This is a genomic window from Erwinia sp. MYb416, assembly GCF_037479575.1.
GTDB lineage: Bacteria > Pseudomonadota > Gammaproteobacteria > Enterobacterales > Enterobacteriaceae > Erwinia > Erwinia rhapontici.
In genome coordinates this window covers 36,931-58,860 of sequence record NZ_JBBGYT010000309.1, presented here as the reverse complement: position 1 = coordinate 58,860, position 21,930 = coordinate 36,931, and the positions used below count along the sequence as shown (strand labels likewise).

General features: G+C 55.5%; 21 protein-coding genes. 16 read left to right on the top strand and 5 right to left on the bottom strand.

Annotated features, from left to right (window positions below; genetic code table 11):
* Positions 1-97: 97 nt before the first annotated feature.
* The 9 genes from livH to ugpQ all read left to right on the top strand — a co-directional run bounded on the left by livH (position 98) and on the right by ugpQ (position 8,963).
* Positions 98-1,024, top strand: coding sequence for a high-affinity branched-chain amino acid ABC transporter permease LivH (livH, locus tag WH277_RS03020; protein ID WP_133846615.1), 927 nt, complete (start codon positions 98-100; stop codon positions 1,022-1,024).
* Positions 1,021-2,295, top strand: coding sequence for a high-affinity branched-chain amino acid ABC transporter permease LivM (locus WH277_RS03015; RefSeq protein ID WP_133846616.1), 1,275 nt, complete (start codon positions 1,021-1,023; stop codon positions 2,293-2,295). Before livH ends, WH277_RS03015 begins: the two co-directional genes overlap by 4 nt.
* Complete coding sequence (gene livG / locus WH277_RS03010) at positions 2,292-3,059, top strand: high-affinity branched-chain amino acid ABC transporter ATP-binding protein LivG (RefSeq protein ID WP_339504305.1); 768 nt, start codon at positions 2,292-2,294, stop codon at positions 3,057-3,059. The genes WH277_RS03015 and livG overlap by 4 nt, the downstream gene beginning before the upstream one ends.
* Before the next feature lies 1 nt (position 3,060).
* On the top strand, positions 3,061-3,774 hold the full coding sequence (livF, locus tag WH277_RS03005) for a high-affinity branched-chain amino acid ABC transporter ATP-binding protein LivF (protein ID WP_062747708.1): 714 nt from the start codon (positions 3,061-3,063) through the stop codon (positions 3,772-3,774).
* 232 nt (positions 3,775-4,006) lie between these two features.
* Entirely contained in the window at positions 4,007-5,323 is a 1,317-nt protein-coding gene (gene ugpB, locus WH277_RS03000; protein WP_133846618.1) for a sn-glycerol-3-phosphate ABC transporter substrate-binding protein UgpB, read from the top strand.
* A 97-nt stretch (positions 5,324-5,420) separates the two neighbouring features.
* Positions 5,421-6,308 carry a sn-glycerol-3-phosphate ABC transporter permease UgpA gene (gene ugpA / locus WH277_RS02995; protein WP_227535572.1) on the top strand — a complete coding sequence of 296 codons (888 nt, stop codon included), beginning with the start codon at positions 5,421-5,423 and terminating at the stop codon, positions 6,306-6,308.
* The gene (gene ugpE, locus WH277_RS02990; protein ID WP_133846620.1) at positions 6,305-7,150 is read left to right on the top strand and encodes a sn-glycerol-3-phosphate ABC transporter permease UgpE; all 846 of its coding nucleotides are present in this window, start codon (positions 6,305-6,307) and stop codon (positions 7,148-7,150) included. The genes ugpA and ugpE overlap by 4 nt, the downstream gene beginning before the upstream one ends.
* Before the next feature lie 2 nt (positions 7,151-7,152).
* Positions 7,153-8,223 carry a sn-glycerol-3-phosphate import ATP-binding protein UgpC gene (locus WH277_RS02985; RefSeq protein ID WP_339504302.1) on the top strand — a complete coding sequence of 357 codons (1,071 nt, stop codon included), beginning with the start codon at positions 7,153-7,155 and terminating at the stop codon, positions 8,221-8,223.
* Positions 8,223-8,963, top strand: a complete 741-nt coding sequence (gene ugpQ, locus WH277_RS02980) for a glycerophosphodiester phosphodiesterase (RefSeq protein ID WP_159337827.1) — start codon at positions 8,223-8,225, stop codon at positions 8,961-8,963. The genes WH277_RS02985 and ugpQ overlap by 1 nt, the downstream gene beginning before the upstream one ends.
* Before the next feature lie 153 nt (positions 8,964-9,116).
* Here the strand turns inward: ugpQ and WH277_RS02975 are convergent, their stop codons facing one another.
* Complete coding sequence (locus tag WH277_RS02975; RefSeq protein ID WP_133846623.1) at positions 9,117-9,404, bottom strand: DUF2756 domain-containing protein; 288 nt, start codon at positions 9,402-9,404, stop codon at positions 9,117-9,119.
* Between the two features lie 155 nt (positions 9,405-9,559).
* Here WH277_RS02975 and ggt point away from each other — a divergent pair, with 155 nt between their 5' ends.
* Positions 9,560-11,308, top strand: a complete 1,749-nt coding sequence (gene ggt, locus WH277_RS02970; RefSeq protein WP_133846624.1) for a gamma-glutamyltransferase — start codon at positions 9,560-9,562, stop codon at positions 11,306-11,308.
* A 45-nt stretch (positions 11,309-11,353) separates the two neighbouring features.
* On the opposite strand, the gene WH277_RS02965 is transcribed toward ggt, so the two are convergent.
* Together WH277_RS02965 and WH277_RS02960 are read right to left on the bottom strand one after the other, a co-directional pair.
* Positions 11,354-12,496: a phytanoyl-CoA dioxygenase family protein gene (locus WH277_RS02965; protein WP_159337831.1), complete on the bottom strand. Its 1,143-nt coding sequence runs from the start codon at positions 12,494-12,496 to the stop codon at positions 11,354-11,356.
* Positions 12,497-12,509: 13 nt separating this feature from the next.
* Positions 12,510-13,340: an SDR family oxidoreductase gene (locus WH277_RS02960; protein WP_133846626.1), complete on the bottom strand. Its 831-nt coding sequence runs from the start codon at positions 13,338-13,340 to the stop codon at positions 12,510-12,512.
* A 309-nt stretch (positions 13,341-13,649) separates the two neighbouring features.
* Between WH277_RS02960 and WH277_RS02955 the strand changes: the two genes are divergently transcribed.
* Complete coding sequence (locus tag WH277_RS02955; protein WP_133846627.1) at positions 13,650-14,831, top strand: aspartyl protease family protein; 1,182 nt, start codon at positions 13,650-13,652, stop codon at positions 14,829-14,831.
* 67 nt (positions 14,832-14,898) lie between these two features.
* Here the strand turns inward: WH277_RS02955 and WH277_RS02950 are convergent, their stop codons facing one another.
* Complete coding sequence (locus WH277_RS02950) at positions 14,899-15,393, bottom strand: GNAT family N-acetyltransferase (RefSeq protein ID WP_133846628.1); 495 nt, start codon at positions 15,391-15,393, stop codon at positions 14,899-14,901.
* Between the two features lie 364 nt (positions 15,394-15,757).
* Here WH277_RS02950 and WH277_RS02945 point away from each other — a divergent pair, with 364 nt between their 5' ends.
* The 4 genes from WH277_RS02945 to gntU all read left to right on the top strand — a co-directional run bounded on the left by WH277_RS02945 (position 15,758) and on the right by gntU (position 19,647).
* A complete protein-coding gene (locus tag WH277_RS02945; RefSeq protein WP_133846630.1) occupies positions 15,758-16,453 on the top strand; it encodes a pirin family protein in 696 nt (231 codons plus the stop codon).
* 105 nt (positions 16,454-16,558) lie between these two features.
* Complete coding sequence (gene gntR, locus WH277_RS02940; protein ID WP_159337835.1) at positions 16,559-17,554, top strand: gluconate operon transcriptional repressor GntR; 996 nt, start codon at positions 16,559-16,561, stop codon at positions 17,552-17,554.
* 206 nt (positions 17,555-17,760) lie between these two features.
* Positions 17,761-18,300, top strand: coding sequence for a gluconokinase (gene gntK / locus WH277_RS02935; RefSeq protein WP_133846632.1), 540 nt, complete (start codon positions 17,761-17,763; stop codon positions 18,298-18,300).
* A gap of 6 nt (positions 18,301-18,306) precedes the next feature.
* On the top strand, positions 18,307-19,647 hold the full coding sequence (gene gntU / locus WH277_RS02930) for a gluconate transporter (protein ID WP_133846633.1): 1,341 nt from the start codon (positions 18,307-18,309) through the stop codon (positions 19,645-19,647).
* Positions 19,648-19,781: 134 nt separating this feature from the next.
* On the opposite strand, the gene WH277_RS02925 is transcribed toward gntU, so the two are convergent.
* On the bottom strand, positions 19,782-20,375 hold the full coding sequence (locus WH277_RS02925; RefSeq protein ID WP_133846634.1) for a YhgN family NAAT transporter: 594 nt from the start codon (positions 20,373-20,375) through the stop codon (positions 19,782-19,784).
* 272 nt (positions 20,376-20,647) lie between these two features.
* On the opposite strand from WH277_RS02925, the gene asd reads away from it, so the two are divergent.
* Positions 20,648-21,757: an aspartate-semialdehyde dehydrogenase gene (asd, locus tag WH277_RS02920; protein ID WP_133846702.1), complete on the top strand. Its 1,110-nt coding sequence runs from the start codon at positions 20,648-20,650 to the stop codon at positions 21,755-21,757.
* Positions 21,758-21,930 lie beyond the last annotated feature (173 nt).

Sequence of the window (21,930 nt, the reverse complement as noted above, 5' to 3'; positions counted from 1 at the left end):
GCTCAGCGCATCCCCGTAGGGGGCGGGCGGGCCCGGCCCTTTGTCGTTTTCATCCACCTGCACCCGCTGTGCAGGTGGATTCGTAAGGTATTAAGGTATGTCCGAGCAGTTTCTCTATTTCTTGCAGCAAATGTTCAACGGTGTGACGTTGGGCAGCACCTATGCGCTGATCGCCATTGGTTACACCATGGTGTACGGCATCATCGGCATGATTAACTTTGCCCACGGCGAAGTGTATATGATCGGCAGCTACGTCTCGTTCATCGTCATCGCCGCATTGATGATGATGGGGATTGATGCCAGCTGGTTGCTGATTGGCAGCGGCTTCGTTGTCGCCGTGGTGATCGCCTCCTGTTATGGCTGGAGTATTGAGCGCGTGGCGTATAAGCCTGTGCGATCGTCCAAGCGCCTGATTGCCCTGATCTCCGCCATCGGGATGTCAATCTTCTTACAAAACTACGTCAGCCTGACCCAGGGCTCGCGCGATCTCGCGCTGCCAAGTCTGGTGACCGGACAGTGGACGATTGGCGAAAGCAATGGCTTTGCAGCGACCATTTCCACCATGCAGATCGTGATCTGGAGCGTGACGTTCCTCGCCATGCTGGCGCTGACGATATTTATCCGCTACTCACGTATGGGCCGTGCCTGTCGCGCCTGTGCTGAAGATCTGAAAATGGCCAGCCTGCTGGGCATTAACACCGACCGGGTGATCTCACTGACCTTCGTGATTGGTGCGGCAATGGCGGCGGTGGCCGGCGTGCTGCTGGGCCAGTTCTACGGCGTGATCAGCCCTTATATCGGTTTTATGGCCGGGATGAAAGCCTTCACCGCTGCCGTGCTGGGTGGCATCGGGAGCATTCCCGGTGCAATGATCGGTGGCCTGATTCTGGGGATTGCAGAAGCCCTGACCTCCGCCTACCTCAGCACGGAATATAAAGATGTAGTGTCGTTCGCGCTGCTGATTGTGGTGCTGCTGGTGATGCCTACCGGTATTCTTGGTCGTCCGGAGGTTGAGAAAGTATGAAAAAGCTCAACCTGCTTAACGCCCTTGTCTCATCGCTGATGCTATTGGTGTTGGCGGCATTCTTTATGGGAATGCGGCTGGATCTCGATGGCACCAAACTGGTGGTTAATAACGCGGGCAACGTGCGCTGGAACTGGATTGCGCTGGGCTGTGGTGTGGTGTTTTTGTTCCAGCTGCTGCGCCCGCTGGTGCAGAGCAGCCTGAAAAAAGTCTCCGGTCCGTCGCTGGTCCTGCCGGGGATTGATGGTTCAACCCCGAAGCAAAAACTGTTTCTGCTGGCTTTAATTGTTGCCGCCGCCGTGTGGCCGTTCCTGGTGTCACGCGGCACGGTGGATATCGCCACCCTGACGCTGATTTACGTCATGTTGGGCCTTGGCCTGAACGTGGTGGTGGGGCTGTCGGGGTTGCTGGTGCTGGGTTATGGCGGTTTTTATGCCATCGGTGCTTACACCTTTGCGCTGCTCAACCACTACTATGGCCTGGGGTTCTGGGAGAGCCTGCCGCTGGCAGGTCTGGTCGCTGCGGCGTTTGGTCTGCTGCTGGGCTTCCCGGTACTGCGTCTGCGCGGTGACTATCTGGCGATTGTTACCCTCGGTTTCGGTGAAATCGTGCGTATTCTGCTGCTGAACAATACAGAGATTACCGGTGGCCCGAACGGCATCAGCCAGATCCCGAAACCTTCTCTTTTTGGGCTGGAGTTTAACCGCAGCGCACGTGACGGCGGTTGGGATACGTTCCATAACTTCTTCGGCCTGAAGTATGACCCGAGCGACCGTATTATCTTCCTGTATATGGTGGCGCTGCTGCTGGTGGTGATCACGCTGTTTGTGATCAACCGTCTGCTGCGTATGCCGCTGGGCCGCGCGTGGGAAGCCCTGCGTGAAGATGAGATTGCCTGCCGCTCGCTGGGCCTCAGCCCAACGCGCATCAAGCTGACCGCCTTCACCATCAGTGCGGCCTTTGCCGGTTTCGCTGGCTGCCTGTTTGCCGCCCGTCAGGGCTTTGTCAGCCCGGAATCCTTCACCTTTGCCGAGTCGGCGTTTGTGCTGGCGATCGTGGTACTGGGCGGCATGGGATCGCAGTTTGCCGTGATTCTTGCCGCGATCCTGCTGGTGGTGTCACGTGAACTGATGCGCGATCTTAACGAGTACAGCATGCTGGTGCTCGGTGGCTTAATGGTATTGATGATGATCTGGCGTCCACAGGGGCTGTTACCGATGAAGCGCCCGCATCTGAAGTTGAAAACGGCAGAAAAAGGAGACCAGGCATGACTCAGCCTCTGTTATCCGTTAATGGCCTGATGATGCGTTTTGGTGGTTTGCTGGCCGTCAATAATGTGGAACTGGAGCTGCGCCCGCAGGAAATCGTCTCGCTTATCGGCCCGAATGGCGCTGGTAAAACCACGGTGTTTAACTGCCTGACGGGGTTCTATCGCCCGACGGGTGGCTCCATCACGCTGGGGGACAAGCAGCTTGCGGGTCTGCCCGGGCAGAAAATCGCACGCATGGGGATTGTCCGTACCTTCCAGCATGTGCGCCTGTTCCGCGAGATGACGGTGATTGAAAACCTGCTGGTTGCCCAGCATCAGCACCTGAAAAGCGGCGTGTTCTCGGGTCTGTTGAAAACGCCAGCCTTCCGCAAAGCGGAAAGCGAAGCGCTTGATCGCGCAGCCACCTGGCTGGACCGTGTCGGGTTGCTGGCGCTGGCTAACCGCCAGGCGGGTAACCTCGCTTACGGGCAGCAACGCCGTCTTGAGATCGCCCGCTGCATGGTGACGCGTCCGGAAATCCTGATGCTGGATGAACCGGCAGCCGGCCTGAACCCGAAAGAAACTCACGAACTGGATGAGCTGATTGCGGAACTGCGCAACCAGCACAACGTTTCGGTACTGTTGATTGAACATGATATGAAACTGGTAATGGGTATTTCTGATCGTATTTACGTGGTCAACCAGGGAACGCCGCTGGCTAACGGTACGCCGGATGAGATCCGTAATAACCCGGACGTGATCCGTGCTTATCTGGGAGAAGCATAATATGAGTCAGGCTATGCTTTCCCTGAATAATATCAGTGCGCATTACGGCAAAATACAGGCGTTGCACAATGTCAGTCTGCATATTAATCAGGGCGAAATTGTCACCCTGATTGGTGCGAACGGTGCGGGTAAAACCACCATTCTCGGGACGCTGTGCGGGGAACCGCGTGCCACCGAGGGGTCAATTACCTTCGACGGTAAAGACATTACCGACTGGCAGACGGCGCGTATTATGCGTGAGGCGATTGCCATTGTGCCGGAAGGGCGTCGCGTCTTCTCGCGTATGACGGTGGATGAGAATCTGGCAATGGGCGGTTTCTTTGCCGAGCGTCAGCAGTATCAGCAGCGCATCAAACGTGTGTATGAGCTGTTCCCCCGTCTTTATGAGCGCCGTGTACAGCGTGCCGGCACCATGTCTGGCGGTGAACAGCAGATGCTGGCCATTGGCCGTGCGCTGATGAGCCAGCCGCGTCTGTTGCTGCTGGACGAGCCATCGCTGGGCCTGGCCCCGATCATTATCCAGCAGATTTTCGACACCATCGAACAGCTGCGTCAGGAAGGCATGACGATTTTCCTCGTTGAACAGAATGCCAACCAGGCGCTGAAGCTGGCCGACCGGGGCTACGTGCTCGAAAACGGTCATGTGGTGCTGGAAGATACCGGGGCTGCGTTGTTGGCCAATGAAGCGGTACGTAGTGCGTATTTAGGCGGTTAATGTCCGGGGCGGGCATGCCAGTAAAACAGGGCGGGCATGCCCGACCCCTACGTTATCCGTTGGGGCGAGGCATGCCTCGCCCGATATCAATAATGCATCCCCGACCGTCACCTCGCTGTCACCTCACTGTCATAACTTCGTTATTTTTCTGTCATTTTCGCATGTCATGTTACCTCCCGACTCAAAGAATGCGCGATAACGCGCCTTACAACACCGGGTACAGGAAACCGACATGTCATCAATCGCCTTTCGTCATACCGCACTTAGCGTGGTACTGGGACTGACTCTTAGCGCCAATGCGCTGGCCGCCACTGAGATCCCATTCTGGCACTCAATGGAAGGTGCGCTGGGTGAAGAAGTTAACTCGCTGGCCACCCGCTTTAACGCAGAAAACCCTGACTATAAAATCGTGCCAACCTACAAAGGTAACTACGAGCAGAGCATGTCAGCGGGTATTGCTGCCATTCGTTCTGGCAAAGCCCCAGCGATTTTGCAGGTGTACGAAGTCGGTACGGCCACGATGATGGCATCGAAAGCGATTGTTCCGGTCAATGAAGTGTTTAAAAACGCGGGCATTGCGATGGATCCGAAGCAGTTTGTGCCCGCCGTGGCGGGCTATTACAGCGATTCCAAAGGCCAGCTGATCTCCCAGCCTTTTAACAGCTCTACCCCGGTGCTGTACTACAACAAAGACGCCTTTAAAAAAGCCGGCCTTGACCCAGAGCAGCCGCCAAAAACCTGGCAGGATCTGGCGAAATATACGGAAGCACTGCGTAAAGCGGGCATGACCTGTGGTTACGCCAGCGGCTGGCAGGGCTGGATCCAGATTGAGAACTTCAGCGCCTGGCATGGTCTGCCCGTTGCCACCAAAAACAACGGTTTTGACGGCACTGACGCGGTACTGGAATTCAACAAACCGACGCAGGTTCGCCACATTGCCCTGTTGGAAGAGATGAATAAGAAGGGTGATTTCACCTACTTCGGCCGTAAAGATGAATCCACCGCCAAGTTCTATAACGGCGACTGTGCCATCACCACCGCCTCTTCCGGCTCGTTGGCGGATATCCGTAGCCACGCCAAGTTCAACTACGGCGTAGGCATGATGCCGTACGATGCAACCGTGCCGAACGCGCCACAGAACGCCATCATCGGTGGGGCCAGCCTGTGGGTCATGAAAAACAAAGATGCAGAAACCTACAAAGGCGTCGCCAAGTTCATGCAGTTCCTGGCGAAACCAGAAATTGCTGCTGAATGGCACCAGAAAACCGGTTACCTGCCGATCACCACGGCCGCGTATGAGCTGACCAAACAGCAGGGTTTCTATGACAAGAATCCGGGTGCAGACATTGCGACGCGTCAGATGCTGAACAAAGATCCACTGCCGTTCACCAAAGGGATGCGTCTGGGCAATATGCCGCAGATCCGTACCGTGGTGGATGAGGAGCTGGAAAGCGTCTGGACGGGCAAGAAAACCCCGCAGGCGGCACTGGATAGCGCCGTTGAACGTGGTAATCAACTGCTGCGTCGTTTCGAACAACAGACCAAATAACGTAGACGCATGTAGGGGTGGATCCCCGATCCGCCCATCAGGGCCGACCAGAACAGCGGTCGGCCCCTGTGACGTTTTTCGCACGAGATAAACCTTTATGTCCCAACCTCGTCCCGTATTTCGCGCCAAAGCACTGCCCTACCTGCTGGTGCTGCCACAGCTGTTAATCACGATCATTTTCTTCCTCTGGCCCGCGGGCGAAGCCCTGTGGTACTCGGTCCAAAACGTCGATCCTTTCGGCATCTCCAGCACGTTTGTCGGACTGGAAAACTTTATTCGCCTGTTTAGCGACAGCTACTACCTTGATTCCTTCTGGACCACGCTGGTGTTCAGCGGTCTGGTCACCGTAATTGGTCTGGTGGTGTCACTGTTATTTGCTGCGCTGGTCGACTACGTGCTGCGCCTTAAACGCTTTTATCAGACGCTGATGCTGCTGCCTTATGCGGTGGCCCCTGCGGTGGCGGCGGTGCTGTGGATGTTTCTGTTCAGCCCCGGCCTCGGTCTGATTACCCATTTCTTAGGACTGCTGGGTTACAGCTGGAACCACGCGCAAAATAGCGGCCAGGCGATGTTCCTGGTGGTATTGGCCTCGATCTGGCAGCAAATGAGCTACAACTTCCTGTTCTTTTTTGCGGCGTTGCAGTCCATTCCGAAATCCCTGGTGGAGGCGGCCGCGATTGACGGCGCAGGCCCGGTGCGGCGTTTCTTCAGCCTGTCGTTGCCGCTGATCGCCCCGGTGGGTTTCTTCCTGGTGGTCGTGAATCTGGTGTACGCCTTCTTCGATACCTTCCCGGTGATTGATGCCGCCACGGGCGGTGGCCCGGTACAGGCGACGACGACGCTGATTTATAAAATTTACCGTGAAGGCTTTGCCGGTCTGGATCTCTCCTCGTCCTCTGCGCAGTCCGTGGTGCTGATGGTGCTGGTGATTATTCTGACGGTGATTCAGTTCCGCTATGTCGAGAAGAAGGTGCGCTACCAATGATCGAAAACCGACGCGGGCTGGATATTTTCAGCCATACCCTGCTGGGCCTCGGTATCCTCACCGTGCTGTTCCCGCTGTATGTGGCGTTTATTGCCGCCACTCTCAGTACGGAACAGGTGTTTCAGGTGCCGATGCCGCTCATCCCCGGTACGCACCTGTGGGATAACATTTCCAGTATCTGGACCCACGGCGTGGGGCAAAACAGCGCGCCCTTCAGCACCATGCTGTTTAACAGCCTGATCATGGCGCTGGCGATCACCACCGGAAAAATTACCGTCTCTATGCTGTCGGCTTTTGCGCTGGTGTGGTTCCGCTTCCCGCTGCGTAACCTGTTTTTCTGGATGATTTTTATCACCCTGATGCTGCCGGTTGAGGTGCGTATTTTCCCGACGGTGGATGTGATCGCCGACCTCAATATGCTCGATAGCTACAGCGGGTTAACTCTGCCACTGATGGCGTCGGCCACCGCCACGTTCCTGTTCCGTCAGTTCTTTATGACGCTGCCTGATGAACTGATGGAGGCTGCACGTATTGATGGTGCCAGCCCGATGCGCTTCTTCTGGGACATCGTACTGCCGCTGTCGAAAACCAATCTGGCAGCGCTGTTCGTCATCACCTTTATCTACGGCTGGAACCAGTACATGTGGCCGTTGCTGATTGTCAGCGACAGCAAACTGGGGACGGCAGTCGCGGGGATCCGCAGCATGATTGCCACCGGTGATGCGGCAACCCAATGGAACCTGGTGATGGCGGCGATGATCCTCACGCTGATCCCACCGGTAGTGATTGTTTTAGTGATGCAGCGCGCCTTTGTTCGCGGTCTGGTTGAGAGTGAGAAATAACGATGGCAGGTGTAAGACTTCAGGCAGTAACGAAATCCTACGATGGGATAAACCCGATTATTCAGCCGCTGGATGTCTCAATCCGCGACGGTGAGTTTATGGTGATGGTCGGGCCAAGCGGCTGTGGAAAATCGACACTGCTGCGCATGGTGGCCGGGCTGGAACGGGTGACCAGCGGAGATATCTATATTGATACCCGCCGTGTGACCGAAGAGGAGCCAAAAGATCGCGGTATCGCGATGGTATTCCAAAACTATGCACTCTACCCGCATATGAGCGTGGAAGAGAATATGGCCTGGGGCCTGAAAATTCGCGGTATGGGCAAAGAACAGATCCGCCAGCGCGTGCTGGAGGCGGCACGCAGCCTGGAGCTGGAGGCACTGCTGAAACGCCGCCCGCGTGAGCTGTCCGGTGGGCAGCGCCAGCGTGTGGCGATGGGGCGCGCCATTGTGCGGGAACCAGCGGTATTTCTGTTTGATGAACCGTTGTCTAACCTGGATGCCCGGCTGCGTGTGCAGATGCGTCTGGAGCTGCAGCAGCTGCATCGTCGTCTGAACACCACCAGTCTGTACGTGACCCATGACCAGGTAGAAGCGATGACGCTGGCGCAGCGGGTGATGGTGATGAATAAAGGCGTGCTGGAACAGCTCGGTACGCCGGTGGAAATTTATGAGCGCCCGGCCACGCGTTTTGTCGCCAGCTTTATTGGTTCCCCGGCGATGAACCTGTTGGAAGGGCAGGTGAATGCTGACGGCTCACGTTTTAATCTCAGCGACAGTATGGCGCTTCCCCTGAGCGTGCCGAAGGCAAAATGGGCCGATCGCGCATTGACGATGGGCGTTCGTCCGGAGCATATTGAACTCTCTTCCCGGCAGGACGGCGGCATTCCACTGGTGGTGGATACGCTGGAAATGCTGGGAGCGGATAACCTTGCACACGGCCGCTGGGGCAATAATAAACTGGTGGTGCGCCTGCCACATTCGGTGCGACCTGAGATGGGCAGCACGCTGTGGCTGCATCTGCCGCCGCAGTCATTGCACTTCTTTGACCCTCATGGACAACGGATCGACTAATGAATAAGACCTGGCCATACCCGCCCATTGTTGCCCATCGCGGCGGCGGGAAACTGGCGCCGGAAAATACCCTGGCCGCTATCGATATCGGTGCGCAACTGGGCCACCGGATGATTGAGTTTGATGCCAAACTGTCGCAGGACGGTGAAATTTTCCTGCTGCATGATGACACCCTTGACCGTACCAGCAACGGCTGGGGTGTGGCAGGGCAGTTGCCGTGGGACAAGCTGGTCCAGTTGGATGCCGGTAGCTGGTTTGGTAGCGCGTTCACCGATGAGCGCCTGCCGCTGCTGGCTGATGTCGCGGCACGCTGCCGCCAGCATCGTCTTATGGCGAATATCGAAATTAAACCCACCACCGGTCTGGATGCAGAAACCGGGCGGGTGCTGGCGCTGGCGTCAAGGATGATGTGGCAAGGGCAGGTGATGCCGCTGCTGTCATCGTTCTCGTATCAGGCGCTGGAAGCGGCACAGCAGGCGGCACCGGAGCTGCCACGTGGGCTGCTGCTGGATGAGTGGGATGACAACTGGCAGGCGCTGACCACCACGCTGGACTGCGTGTCGATTCACCTGAATCATAAGCTGCTGGATAAGGCGCGCGTTGCACTGCTGAAACAGGCCGGGCTGCGTATTCTGGTGTATACGGTTAACAACCCGGATCGGGCGCGTGAGCTGTTGCAGTGGGGCGTGGATGCGATCTGCACCGACCGCATTGATGTGATTGGACCGGATTTCCGCTGAATAGCGGGTCGGGCATGCCCGACCCCTACGAATCGTGTGATTGATTGGGCATCGCGCTGTACGGTTTTATGTAGGTGCGAGGCATGCCCGCCCCCTACAAATCGTGTGACCGATGGGATTTATGTAGGGGCGCGGCATGCCTCGCCCTGAGCGTCAATTCTGTGGCAGCTGTTTCACCTGACCCTCTTTGGTGCGCTGGGCCGCACTGTCACGCTGCTCCTGCATTTTCCGCTGCAAATCCTGCTGCTGACGCTGTTGATCCTGCTGGAGTTTCAGCTTCTGCTGCGACTGCTGGTTCTGCATATTTTGCTGCAAACGCTGCGTGCTGGGATTGTAGCCCGGCTGTTGTGGGTTGCTGTTATTGCTGTTGTTGCTCAGCATGTTCGCCATACCGGTTAACGGCAAAATGGCGGCAAAGATAACTAACCATTTCATTTTCATTTTTATTCCTCCGTGTTACTGCCTTAAGTCTACTTCAGCCACAAGCCCTGCACGCCAGGAGTGTTCCTGATTTGCGTTAAAATTCGCCTTTCATCCATTTTTGTGCATATTTATCAAAGGCAAACATAACGTAAATATAATTAAAGGATGTAACAATGATGACACAAGCTACTCTGAAGCGCCTGTCGTGGTCGCTGTTAGCCGGGTTACTGGTGTGGCAGGGGGCAGGTGCTGCTCCCACTGCGCCGCCTGTTTCTTACGGGGTTGGGGCGGACACCTTCCATCCGGTGAAAGCGCAGCACGGTATGGTCGCTTCGGTGGATGCAACGGCGACAGAGGTTGGGGTGAAAATCCTCGAACAGGGCGGAAATGCGGTGGATGCGGCTATCGCCGTGGGTTATGCGCTGGCGGTGACGCATCCACAGGCAGGGAATCTCGGCGGCGGGGGTTTTATGCTGTTGCGCACCGCGTCCGGTAATACCACCTCGATTGATTTTCGCGAGATGGCTCCGGTACACGCCAGCCGCGATATGTTCCTGGATGCGGCGGGCAACGCCGACAGCAAAAAATCACTGACTTCCCATCTTGCCTCCGGCGTGCCGGGAACGGTGGCAGGATTTTCACTGGCCAGTCAGAAATATGGCACGCTGCCGCTGAGTACCTTAATCAAACCGGCACTTGAGCTGGCACGTAAAGGCATCGTGGTGAACGACTCGCTGGCGGATGACCTGAACGTTTACGGTAAAGAGGTGCTGGTAGGGCATGCGAACAGTAAAGCCATCTTCTTTAAAGCCGACGGTACGCCTTATCTCAAAGGCGAAAAGCTGGTGCAACGCAATCTGGCACGCAGCCTCGAACTGATTGCACAGCAGGGACCGGATGCCTTCTATAAAGGCAAAATTGCCGATGAGATCGCAGGCGAGATGCAGCAGCACGGTGGGCTTATCAGCAAAACGGACCTGGCGAACTACCGTGCGATCGAGCGCAAGCCGATCAGCGGCACCTACCGTGGCTATGAAGTCTTCTCGATGCCGCCACCCTCATCAGGCGGCATTCATATTGTGCAGATCCTCAATATTCTGGAAAACTTTGACCTGGCGAAGATGGGATTTGGCAGCGCAGATGCCATTCAGGTGATGGCGGAAGCAGAAAAATATGCCTATGCCGATCGCTCGGAATATCTGGGCGATCCGGATTTCGTCAAGGTGCCGTGGCAGGCGCTGACCAGCAAAGCGTATGCTAAATCGCTGGCGCAGCAGATTGATGTCGCCAAAGCGCGCCCTTCCGCGGAGATTAAACCCGGTAAGCTGGCCCCGTATGAAAGCAATCAGACCACGCACTTCTCGGTGGTGGATAAAGACGGCAATGCGGTAGCGGTTACCTACACGTTGAACACCAATTTCGGCAGCGGAATTGTCGCCGGTAACAGCGGCATTCTGCTGAATAATGAGATGGACGACTTCTCCGCGAAACCGGGAACGCCAAACGTTTACGGGCTGGTGGGCGGTGAAGCCAATGCGGTACAGCCTTACAAGCGCCCGCTCTCTTCCATGTCGCCGACCATTATCGCTAAAGACGGGAAAACCTGGCTGGTAACGGGCAGTCCGGGCGGGAGCCGCATCATCACTACTGTGCTGCAAATGGTCGTGAACAGCATTGATTTCGGAATGAACGTCGCCGAAGCCACCAACGCGCCGCGCTTCCATCATCAATGGTTACCGGATCAGCTACGTGTAGAGAAAGGCTTCAGCCCGGATACACTGAAACTGTTGAGCCAGAAGGGGCAGAATGTGAAGGTGATGTCTGCCATGGGCAGCACGCAGAGCATTATGCTGGGGCCGGACGGGATGCGTTACGGTGCGTCAGATCCGCGCACCATTGATGATTTAACCGCGGGGTATTGATGTGATGCGGGCCGACCAGGAAACAACCGGTCGCCCCGCGGAAAATCACGCCTGACGTTTCTGCACGTGCTCGCTTAACTGCTGATCAAAGTGCACTTCCGACCATCCCTCCTGTAATGCCTGCAACAGCAGCGCCTGCTGCGTCTGTGGCACCAGTCCGCCCAGCGGTGGATCGGTATCCAGATTGGTCGGGAACGAATAGCCCTCTGCCGCAGCGGCAATCACCGCATGACGCTGTTCTGTCTCCAGCTGGCGCTGACGCAGAGCGGGATAGAGGCTCAGCAGTACTTTGACGTGGTTGACCTTCTCCATGGTTTTGCCAAAGCTGGAAGAGACCTGGAGCAGGTTGGCCGTGCGGATATGATCTGCCGTGGTGTTATTACCTGCCGCATGGAACAGCGCCGGGTTGAAGAACAGCCCGTCGCCTTTTTGCAGCGGTAGCTGAATCGCATGCTGCTGGAAGTATTCAATAAATTTGGGCTGGCGCCAGGCCAGATACCCGCCCTCATACTGATGGGAAAAGGGCAGCAACTGGGTTGGGCCAGATTCCAGCGGCATCTCCGTATGCGCTACCGCGCCTTGCAGGGTGAGATACTGCGACAGGATCTGTAAAGGCAGCGGGAAGCGGGCCACAACCTCATTACTCTGGAAACCCAGATGATAATCGCGGTGTGGCTGCTGTGCTTTACCGCCCGGCCGTACCTGATTCACCTGTGCGGTGATCTCATAGCCCGGCCCGACCCAGCTTTCGCAGATCAGCGCCAGCAGGGGATTTCCGTAGTAATCGATAAAGGCATCGGCATCGCGTTCTGCCACTTTTTGCAGGGCATTCCAGATGCGTCCATTGCTGCCAGCCCTGGCAAAATGATCGCCGCCGCCGCCGGAGGCCGCCTCATCACGCAGGATCTCCTCAAACAACTGACTGCTGCGGTCGACGGCCGCCAGATCGCGGTACAGCCCTTTAACAACAAATACGCCAGGCCCGGATGAGAGCGCCCGATGCAGTTCACTGAGCACCGACTGGCGATCGTCACGGGCGGCATTGATCAGCGACTCAGCCTGATAAATCAAAACATTCCGTTGTGCGCCGTGCGCCAGCGGGTAATCCTGTTGATGCAGGGTCTGCTGTGATACGGTGGCGAAATCATCCAGCGAAAGCTGTGCTTCATTGAGATAGATTGCGTTCATAACCGGTCGCTCCTTACAGGGCCAGTATCTGCTGAGGCTGTGGTGCACCATCATCACCGCAGCCCACCACGTTCTGATCAAAATCGATGACGGCACCGGTCATCATCCCGGACTCTTCAGAGAGTAAAAATGCCACGCCACGGGCCACTTCCCGGGGCTTCAACAGTCGGCCAAAGGGCTGCTCGCGTTCGGCTTTTTCCAGCCAGTCGTCGCTCGCCTGGTGATACTGCTTCTGGATGTCATCTTCGTGTGGTGTATCCATCCAGCCAATATTCAGGCCGTTAACGCGAATGCGGTTGCGCATGGCGCTGAAAGCAACGTTTTTCGTCAGCGTAACCAGTGCGCCTTTTGAGGCGGCATAGGTGGTGAGGAAGCTCTGGCCGCCGTGAGAGGTCATGGTGATAATATTGACGATGCTGCCTTCCACCTTATTGGCAATCATCAGTTTGATCGCCGCCTGCATCAGAAAGAATGGCGCACGGACGTTGACGGCAAAGATGGCGTCAAAAAGTTCGGGGGTCGTATTGAGGATGGTGCCACGATCGGACATTCCGGCACAGTTCACCAGACCATGCAGCGTACCGAAGCGCGTTGCCGCTTCGGCAATCACCTGTTCGCAGGCTTGTGGGTCACTGATATCGGCGGCGACAAACCAGGCTTCACAGCCGAGTGCCCGTAACGCCTCTTCTTGAGCCGCCCCGGCCTTGCGGTTTCGGCCACAAAGGATCAGCCCGCGCGCGCCGCGTTCTGCCAGTAATCTTGCAACGGCAGCGCCCAGTCCCTGAGTGCTGCCCGTGACCACATAGACGTTACCGTGAAACTGCTGATTAATATTTAAGCTCATGATTAAACTGCCTTTATTGTTGATTTATGTAGGGTTGGTCGTCAGAGAAAATGGCTCCAGACCACCTTATCACTTACATTTCATTAACAATACGCACGAATCACCTCAAAAAAACCTCAAAAAAAAGGTGTCAAATGTGAGTGTGACAGGGGGATGAGTGAGTTGGGTTCAATCCAGTGTTTTTTGCTTTTTCTCGACAATTAGCACGCTTAAATCTCGTTTTGTCCTCTTTTTAACGTAGATTGAAGAAACGTAAACGTCACAGGGCCCCCAATACTGGAACATGGGGCATCCACTACAAGGAAGGTTATGAAGTACTCTGCACTGACCATCATTTTTTCCGCTGCGCTGCTGTCGGGATCATTATCGGCTCTGGCCGACCGCATTCCTGTCTCCGCCCCACAGGCCGTGTTAACGAGCCCCGTGCGGCCCGATGTTCTGATTGTGCCGGTGGCCATCAGCGGCAAGCAGTACCATTTCCTGCTGGATACGGGCATCAGTACGCTGGTGATTGATAATGCGCTGGCGAGTGAGCTGACGCATCGGCTCCCCGTTGACCAGGTGTCGGCGTTGCAACGGGCTATCCTGGCGGCAGGTCTTCAGACGCCGGGTGGGCCGCTGCCTGCAGATGCACTCCTGCTTTGGCAGCCGATGGCATTGGCTATTGGCGATCGCGTGTTGCCCGCCAGTGCCCCGTGGCTGGGGATGGATCTCAGTGCCTTTACTCAGGTGACCGGTGTGAAAATTGACGGGATTTTAGGCCAGGATATTTTTCGCCAGTTTGCGTGGCAGGTTGATAATCAACAGGGGCAGCTCAGCGTCTGGCAGCAAGCGCCCGGCACGCTGGATTACCCGGTGTGTGTTCCCTACCGCGATGCCTATGATTCCGGGCCTGAATTGTTGCTGGACTATCACAATCGCCCGGTCCATATGCGGGTTGATACCGGCGTTTATTACAGTTACATCGGTGATGAGCTGATTAAAGCAAGCCGCGAACGTCCTGAAAGCGCGGTGCTGACAGGCATCAATCAGCCCGTTCTGGGGCTAACTGGCCAGGCGGTAAGTGTTGGGTATTCACTGACAGGCTTAAGTTTTAATCAGATGCCGCTGGGTAAGCTGCTGGTACGTGAGAACAAACAGGGAGCATATGGTCTGGGGATGAACTTTCTGGCCCGCTTTGATAGCTATCTTTTCATGCCGAAAAAAATGCTGTTTTGTTATCGGGAGCAACACTTTACTCGCGACGAGCCTGAACCGCAGCGCATCCTTTCCGTTCGTTATTACGCACATCGGGTTGAGTTCTTTTCTCATTCCCCGACCGCACTGGCCCGCTTTGGTCTGCAAAATGGGGATGTGCTGGTGGAAGTTAACGGCAGTAAAGTCCTGCCTGAAGGCCTTCATCAACTCCGTATTGCCCTGGCGGACACTCCGGCAGGGCAATTAGTGCTCAAGATTGAGCGTCGCGGTAAAATGAAAACGATCAGGATTTGATGATGCAGGGGAGGGCTCATACTGGGCTCATCCCCGCAAGATAGTGCTCGCTTTGGCACCACGCCAGTTATGACCGGAAGCGCGCCATGTAGAGGGCATCAACCTGCTGGCCATTGCGTAATGCATAACGCCGGGCGCAGCCTTCAGTTTCAAAACCAAATTGTTCATACAACGCGATAGCGGCATGGTTGTCGGCAAAGACCGTGAGTTCGATACGCTCAACGTTCAGCCAGTTATCACAGAGATCGATGATCGTACGCATCATCGCTTTCGCCACACCCTGGCCGCGATAACGGACATCGACCCCGAGGCCAAACGTGGCGGTATGACGGCGGCGGGCGCGATTGTTGACCTCCAGCGTGACCTGGCCAGCCACTTCATCACCCCTGCAGGCCACCAGCATTTGCATGCCATCCGGCACAGAGGCGATGCGTTCCTGCCACTTTTTTAGCGAGGGATGGGGGAGCTGTAGTGTATCGGCATAGGTTTCCGGCTGGCTGTACAACTGATAAATGGCAGTGGCATCTTCCGCAAGCACATGTCGAACAATAATCTCACTCATTTTCCCTCTCCGTAGATTGTATAATCCTCTTTAAAATCAGGGTTTTTTATCGCCATATCAAGCAAAAAATAATCAGAAAATGGCTTTACAAGTGCGAATGATAATGATTATTATTGTCATGCGTTTTCAGGAAGGCCTCTGGCACAGACTGAGAAGGCACGACATTGCTCACATTGCTTCAGTATTTCTTAGCCAGCTCGGGTGCTGGCTTTTTTTTTGCCTGTCTTCCGCCGCACATCTGCAATTCTCCTGTTTCTTTCTGCGCATTTATATCGAATATTTTGAACAGAGAAGACAATTTTATCCGCTATCATCCACAGCGCTACAGGTCCAGACTGTGTCAAAACGTTGAGGAGAATTGAATATGATTTACTTACGCAAAGCACAAGATCGTGGTCATGCAAATCATGGCTGGCTGGACAGTTACCACACCTTCTCTTTTGCCGATTACTACGATGCCAATTTTATGGGCTTCTCGGCACTGCGAGTGATTAACGAAGATGTGATTGATGGTGGTCAGGGATTTGGTACGCATCCTCATAAAGATATGGAAATCCTGACTTACGTGCTGTCCGGTACGGTTGAACACAAAGACAGCATGGGCAACAAAGAGCAGATCCCGGCGGGTGAATTCCAGATTATGAGCGCCGGTACCGGGGTCCGTCACTCTGAGTACAACGCCAGCAAAGATGTACCGCTGCATCTGTACCAGATCTGGATCATCCCGGAAAAAACCGGTCTTGAGCCACGTTACGCGCAGCGCCGCTTCGACGATGTGCAGGGACGCCAGCTGGTGCTGTCACCGGATGCCCGTGAGGGTTCGCTGAAGGTGTTCCAGGATATGACGCTGTCCCGTTGGGCGCTGAAATCCGCTGAGCAGGGTAGCGTAGAGGTGGAAGAGGGTCGTCGTATCTGGATCCAGGTGGTGAAAGGGGCGGTTACCGTCAACGGTGAAGCGGCAACAACGTCTGACGCGTTTGCCATCTGGGATGAAAAATCCCTGGCGATTGTTGCCAGCAGCGATGCCGAAATCCTGTTGTTCGACCTGCCACCGGTCTAAGTGTTCTCCCTGTCACATTTTGGGTGCGGTTTACCGCACCCTTCCTCTTTTTTATCCCTATCTTTGTTACACTCAGCTCAACTCGTTCCTATTCGTTGAAGTCAGATGAAGAAAAAAAGACCGGTACTACAGGATGTTGCCGATCGCGTAGGCATCACTAAAATGACCGTTAGCCGCTATCTGCGTCATCCCGATCAGGTTTCTGCCGCGTTGCAGGGCAAGATCGCTGCCGCGCTGGATGAGCTGGGTTATATCCCTAATCGCGCCCCCGATATGCTCTCTAATGCCACCAGTCGGGCGATTGGCGTATTACTTCCCTCATTGACTAACCAGGTCTTTGCCGATGTATTGCGCGGCATTGAAGCGGTGACCGATGCAGCGGGTTACCAGACGCTGCTGGGTCATTTTGGCTACAGCGCTGAAAAAGAAGAGCTACAGCTGCGCTCGCTGCTGGGCTGGAACATTGATGGCCTGATCCTCACCGAACGCACCCATACTGCTGCCAGCCTGCGCATGATTGAAACCGCCGGCATCCCGGTGATTGAGATGATGGACTGCATCTCGCCGTGCCTCGATATGGCGGTCGGGTTTGATAATGTCGAAGCGGCCCGCCAGATGACCCATGCCATTTTGCAAAAAGGCCATCGTCATACGGTGTATCTCGGCGCACGCCTGGATGAACGCACCCTGCAAAAAGAGCAGGGCTATCGCCTGGCGATGCAGGAAGCCGGGCTGGAGCCTCGCTGCGTGATGATGGAAGCGGCATCGTCGTTTTCCGCCGGTGCGATGCTGATGTGCGAAGCGCAGAAGCGCTATCCGCAGACTGACAGCCTGTTTTGTACCAATGACGACCTGGCGGTCGGTGCAATGTTTGAGTGCCAGCGTCAGGGGCTGCAAGTGCCGCAACAGATGGCGATTGCCGGTTTCCACGGCCACGATATTGCTCATGTGGTTAACCCGTCGCTGGCGACGGTGCAGACGCCGCGTGAGCGTATGGGGCATGAATCTGCAGCGCTGTTGCTGGCGCGTATTCGCGGTGAAAACGTGGATACGGCACCGGTGGATGTCGGCTTTACGATTCTGGCGGGCGGGAGTATTTAATACAGGTCGGGCCTGCCCGACCCCTACGCCTCCATCGACTTACCCCTTTGTGCCTCTCTCCGTCTGAATCTGTCATTTTTTTGAACCACCTCACATTTACCAGCTTTTTCCGCCGTGGCTGTTGCCATACTCACTGCACATCCAGACAATGTTACCGATAACAAATAACCGAACACATCTGCTACCTCTCTGCCGGAGCCAAAACAATGACCACTCATTCATCGCCTAATCACGTCTTCGTACTGATGGGTGTATCCGGAAGCGGCAAATCTGCCGTTGCCAATGCCGTTGCGCATCAACTGAAGGCGGCCTTCCTCGATGGTGATTTTCTGCACCCACGCGCCAACATTGAAAAAATGTCTGAAGGCCATCCACTGAATGATGACGATCGTCGTCCGTGGCTGGAGTCGATCAACGATGCGGCATTCGCCATGCAGCGCACCAACGATGTGTCACTGATTGTTTGTTCGGCACTGAAAAAAAGTTATCGCGATATTCTGCGCAAAGGTAACAGCAACCTCTCATTCGTCTATCTGAAGGGTGACTTCGATACCATTGAGTCGCGTTTGCGTGCACGCAAGGGGCACTTCTTCAAACCGCAGATGCTGGTGACACAATTTGCCACGCTGGAAGAGCCGGGCAGCGATGAAGATGATGTGCTGGTCGTCGATATTAATCAGTCACTTGATGACGTTGTTGCGGCAACACTCAAAACCATTGACGGTGCGACAGAAAAAAATAAGTAGGGTGTAATGAGTACTGCAACACTGGTGTTAACGGCGGCGGGCTCGGTTTTGCTGCTGCTGTTTTTAGTGATGAAGGCAAGGATGCACGCCTTTGTGGCGCTGATGTTAGTGTCTATTGGCGCAGGTCTGTTCTCCGGGATGCCGCTGGATAAAATTGCCACCACGATGGAAAAGGGCATGGGCGGTACGCTCGGCTTCCTCGCCATCGTGGTTGCGCTGGGCGCGATGTTTGGCAAAATTCTGCATGAAACGGGCGCGGTCGATCAGATCGCCATCCGTATGTTGAAAACCTTTGGTGAAAGCCGTGCCCATTATGCGATGGGGATTGCCGGGCTGATTTGTGCCCTGCCGCTGTTCTTTGAGGTGGCCGTGGTGCTGTTAATCAGCATTGCCTTTGCGGTTGCGCGCCGTACCGGCGATAACCTGGTGAAGCTGGTTATCCCGCTGTTTGCCGGGGTGGCCGCTGCGGCGGCGTTTCTGCTGCCCGGGCCAGCGCCGATGCTGCTGGCTTCGCAGATGCATGCTGATTTCGGTTGGATGATTCTGTTGGGCCTGTGTGCCGCCATTCCGGGAATGCTGATTGCCGGACCGCTGTTTGGCCGTTTCATCAGCCAGCATGTGACTTTTGGTATCCCCGCGGAAGGCGATCATCCTGAATTTGATGAGAGCAAACTGCCCTCGTTTGGCTTCAGTCTGTCGCTGATCCTGTTTCCCCTGCTGCTGGTGGGGCTGAAAACTGTTGGCGCCCGCTTTACCACGCCTGGCTCTACGCTGTACGAGTGGCTGGAGTTTATCGGTCATCCGTTTACCGCCATCCTGCTCGCCTGCCTGGTGGCGATTTATGGTCTGGCATACCGTCAGGGCATGGATAAAGAGCGCGTGATGGAGATTTGCGGTGCGGCGTTACAGCCTGCGGGGATTATCCTGTTGGTGATTGGTGCCGGGGGCGTGTTCAAACAGGTACTGGTGGATTCCGGTGTGGGTCCGGCGCTGGGTAATGCGCTGACCGGGGCCGGTTTGCCGGTGGCGTTGGCCTGCTTCGTGCTGGCCGGTGCCGTGCGCATTATTCAGGGGTCGGCAACGGTGGCCTGTTTAACGGCGGTGGGCCTGATTATGCCCGTGATTGAACCGCTGCATTATTCCGGTGCGCAGATGGCCGCGCTGTCGATCTGTATTGCCGGAGGTTCAATTATCTGTAGCCACGTCAATGATGCCGGTTTCTGGCTGTTTGGCCGCTTTACGGGGGCAACCGAAGGGCAGACGCTGAAGACCTGGACGCTGATGGAAACCATACTCGGCACCGTTGGGGCAATTATCGGTATGATTGCGTTCGAATTGTTGTCGTAGTCAGCAAGGGCGAGGTGTGCCTCGCCCCTAGGTATTAATACGATGTTGGCAGGATTGAAGCGTGCCTCGCTCCTGCGTATTAACACCTGTGTCGTAGGGTCGAGGCATGCCTCGACCTTAACGCCATGTAAGGATTACAGTTTCAGATAAACGCGTATCCCATCCAGAAACATCTGCGTTGCCAGCATAATCAGAATCAACCCCATCAGACGCTCCAGCGCATTGACCCCTTTATCTCCCAGCAGTCGTAAAAACAGCCCCGATAGCAGTAAAATCACCACCGTCAGCCCCCACGCAATCAGCAGTGCACCGACAAGATGGCCCATATTCTGTGGATACTGGTGTGACAGCAGCATCAGGGTTGCCAGCAGAGAGGGCCCTGCCACCAGGGGGATTGCCAGTGGCACCAGGAACGGCTCTTCACCTGCTGACAACCCGCTACTGCTGCTTTCCTGCGAAGGGAAAATCATCTTGATGGCGATCAGAAACAGAATAATACCGCCGGAGATCGATACCGTTTCGGTACGCAGATTCAGGAACGCGAGAATTTTTTCGCCCGCAAACAGAAACAGCAGCATGATCAGTAGCGCGATCAGCATTTCGCGAATGAGCACCATCCGTCGACGTTTCGGCTCCAGATGCTTCAAAACCGACATAAAAATCGGCAAATTGCCCAATGGATCCATTATCAGCAACAATAATATCGTGGCCGAGATCATTTCAGTCATCGTTGTTGTTCTCTTTATTAATCAATGTTCGCCTCTTATAAGCAGAGCTGCTAAAAAAAACCGTCTAATCGATTTAATTCACTTGCCACTTTTCCTGCAACTTGTAAGGTTTAGCAATCTAATATTTTAACTCTAACAGGTCAGGCGCCACTGTCGCAGCCAGTTTGCTTACCGCCAGCGTACAGCAACCGTAGCGTACTGAAGTACGTGAGGATTGCGAGCACTGCCGGGGGCGAAAATGGCAAGTAAAGTAGCCCGGGATAAAGGTAATGATGAAATCTGTAGGATTGGTAGGTTGGCGTGGGATGGTGGGCTCGGTACTCATGCAGCGCATGAGCGAAGAGCGCGATTTTGATGTGATTCGCCCGGTATTCTTCTCGACGTCTCAGCACGGCCAGGCGGCGCCAGCGTTCGGCGGCCAGTCTGCGGGCACGTTGCAGGATGCCTTTGATATTGAAGCGCTGAAAGCGCTGGATATTATCATCACCTGCCAGGGCGGCGACTACACCAGCGATATTTATCCTAAGCTGCGCGCAGCCGGCTGGAACGGCTACTGGATTGATGCGGCATCCACGCTGCGTATGAAAGATGACGCTATTATTATTCTCGACCCGGTCAACCACAAGGTGATCCACGACGGCCTGAACAACGGAATAAAAACCTTCGTTGGCGGTAACTGCACCGTGAGCCTGATGCTGATGTCACTGGGCGGTCTGTTTGAAAATAACCTGGTGGAGTGGGCATCCGTGGCGACCTACCAGGCGGCTTCCGGCGGCGGTGCGCGCCACATGCGTGAACTGCTGACCCAGATGGGCATGCTGCACAACCACGTGGCGAAAGAGTTGCAGGACCCGGCTTCTGCCATCCTCGACATTGAGCGTAAAGTCACCGAGTTGAGCCGCACTGGCGTGTTACCAACTGATAATTTCGGCGTACCGCTGGCAGGCAGCTTGATCCCGTGGATCGACAAACAGCTGGATAACGGTCAGACGCGCGAGGAATGGAAAGGCCAGGCGGAAACCAACAAAATCCTGCGTACCAGCAGCGTCATCCCGGTTGACGGTCTGTGCGTGCGCGTTGGTGCGCTGCGCTGCCACAGCCAGGCGTTTACTCTGAAGTTGAAAAAAGATGTGCCGTTGGCTGAAATCGAACAGATGCTGGCCGCACATAACGAGTGGGTGAAAGTGGTCCCTAACGACCGTGATATCTCCATGCGTGAATTGACGCCAGCCGCCGTTACCGGCACGTTGAACACCCCGGTAGGTCGCCTGCGTAAGCTGAACATGGGGCCGGATTATCTTTCCGCCTTTACCGTTGGCGACCAGCTGCTGTGGGGCGCGGCAGAACCGCTACGTCGTATGTTGCGTCTGCTGGTGGGTTAATTCGGGTCATTTCCCCTCTGCCGCTGGCAGGGGGGATGTCACCCTGTTTCGATTTGCATCATCATTTTTCACTGTTATTACGTGCACCTTCCTTTGTGTTAACTGGCGATTCTCCGCGCCAGAATTCAGTCACTTCCCCTTGCCCGGGGCTTGAACCCTGGCAGGTCTAAGAA

Bases quoted from the DNA above. Each gene is read 5' to 3' on its own strand.
- gntK (WP_133846632.1), top strand. From the start codon at position 17,761: ATGACCACTCATTCATCGCCTAATCACGTCTTCGTACTGATGGGTGTA.
- ugpE (WP_133846620.1), top strand. From the start codon at position 6,305: ATGATCGAAAACCGACGCGGGCTGGATATTTTCAGCCATACCCTGCTG.
- gntU (WP_133846633.1), top strand. From the start codon at position 18,307: ATGAGTACTGCAACACTGGTGTTAACGGCGGCGGGCTCGGTTTTGCTG.
- gntR (WP_159337835.1), top strand. From the start codon at position 16,559: ATGAAGAAAAAAAGACCGGTACTACAGGATGTTGCCGATCGCGTAGGC.
- livH (WP_133846615.1), top strand. From the start codon at position 98: ATGTCCGAGCAGTTTCTCTATTTCTTGCAGCAAATGTTCAACGGTGTG.
- ugpQ (WP_159337827.1), top strand. From the start codon at position 8,223: ATGAATAAGACCTGGCCATACCCGCCCATTGTTGCCCATCGCGGCGGC.
- WH277_RS02950 (WP_133846628.1), bottom strand. From the start codon at position 15,393: ATGAGTGAGATTATTGTTCGACATGTGCTTGCGGAAGATGCCACTGCC.
- livG (WP_339504305.1), top strand. From the start codon at position 2,292: ATGACTCAGCCTCTGTTATCCGTTAATGGCCTGATGATGCGTTTTGGT.
- WH277_RS02955 (WP_133846627.1), top strand. From the start codon at position 13,650: ATGAAGTACTCTGCACTGACCATCATTTTTTCCGCTGCGCTGCTGTCG.
- WH277_RS02975 (WP_133846623.1), bottom strand. From the start codon at position 9,404: ATGAAAATGAAATGGTTAGTTATCTTTGCCGCCATTTTGCCGTTAACC.
- WH277_RS02960 (WP_133846626.1), bottom strand. From the start codon at position 13,340: ATGAGCTTAAATATTAATCAGCAGTTTCACGGTAACGTCTATGTGGTC.
- ugpB (WP_133846618.1), top strand. From the start codon at position 4,007: ATGTCATCAATCGCCTTTCGTCATACCGCACTTAGCGTGGTACTGGGA.
- WH277_RS02925 (WP_133846634.1), bottom strand. From the start codon at position 20,375: ATGACTGAAATGATCTCGGCCACGATATTATTGTTGCTGATAATGGAT.
- ugpA (WP_227535572.1), top strand. From the start codon at position 5,421: ATGTCCCAACCTCGTCCCGTATTTCGCGCCAAAGCACTGCCCTACCTG.
- WH277_RS02965 (WP_159337831.1), bottom strand. From the start codon at position 12,496: ATGAACGCAATCTATCTCAATGAAGCACAGCTTTCGCTGGATGATTTC.
- ggt (WP_133846624.1), top strand. From the start codon at position 9,560: ATGATGACACAAGCTACTCTGAAGCGCCTGTCGTGGTCGCTGTTAGCC.
- WH277_RS03015 (WP_133846616.1), top strand. From the start codon at position 1,021: ATGAAAAAGCTCAACCTGCTTAACGCCCTTGTCTCATCGCTGATGCTA.
- WH277_RS02985 (WP_339504302.1), top strand. From the start codon at position 7,153: ATGGCAGGTGTAAGACTTCAGGCAGTAACGAAATCCTACGATGGGATA.
- livF (WP_062747708.1), top strand. From the start codon at position 3,061: ATGAGTCAGGCTATGCTTTCCCTGAATAATATCAGTGCGCATTACGGC.
- WH277_RS02945 (WP_133846630.1), top strand. From the start codon at position 15,758: ATGATTTACTTACGCAAAGCACAAGATCGTGGTCATGCAAATCATGGC.
- asd (WP_133846702.1), top strand. From the start codon at position 20,648: ATGAAATCTGTAGGATTGGTAGGTTGGCGTGGGATGGTGGGCTCGGTA.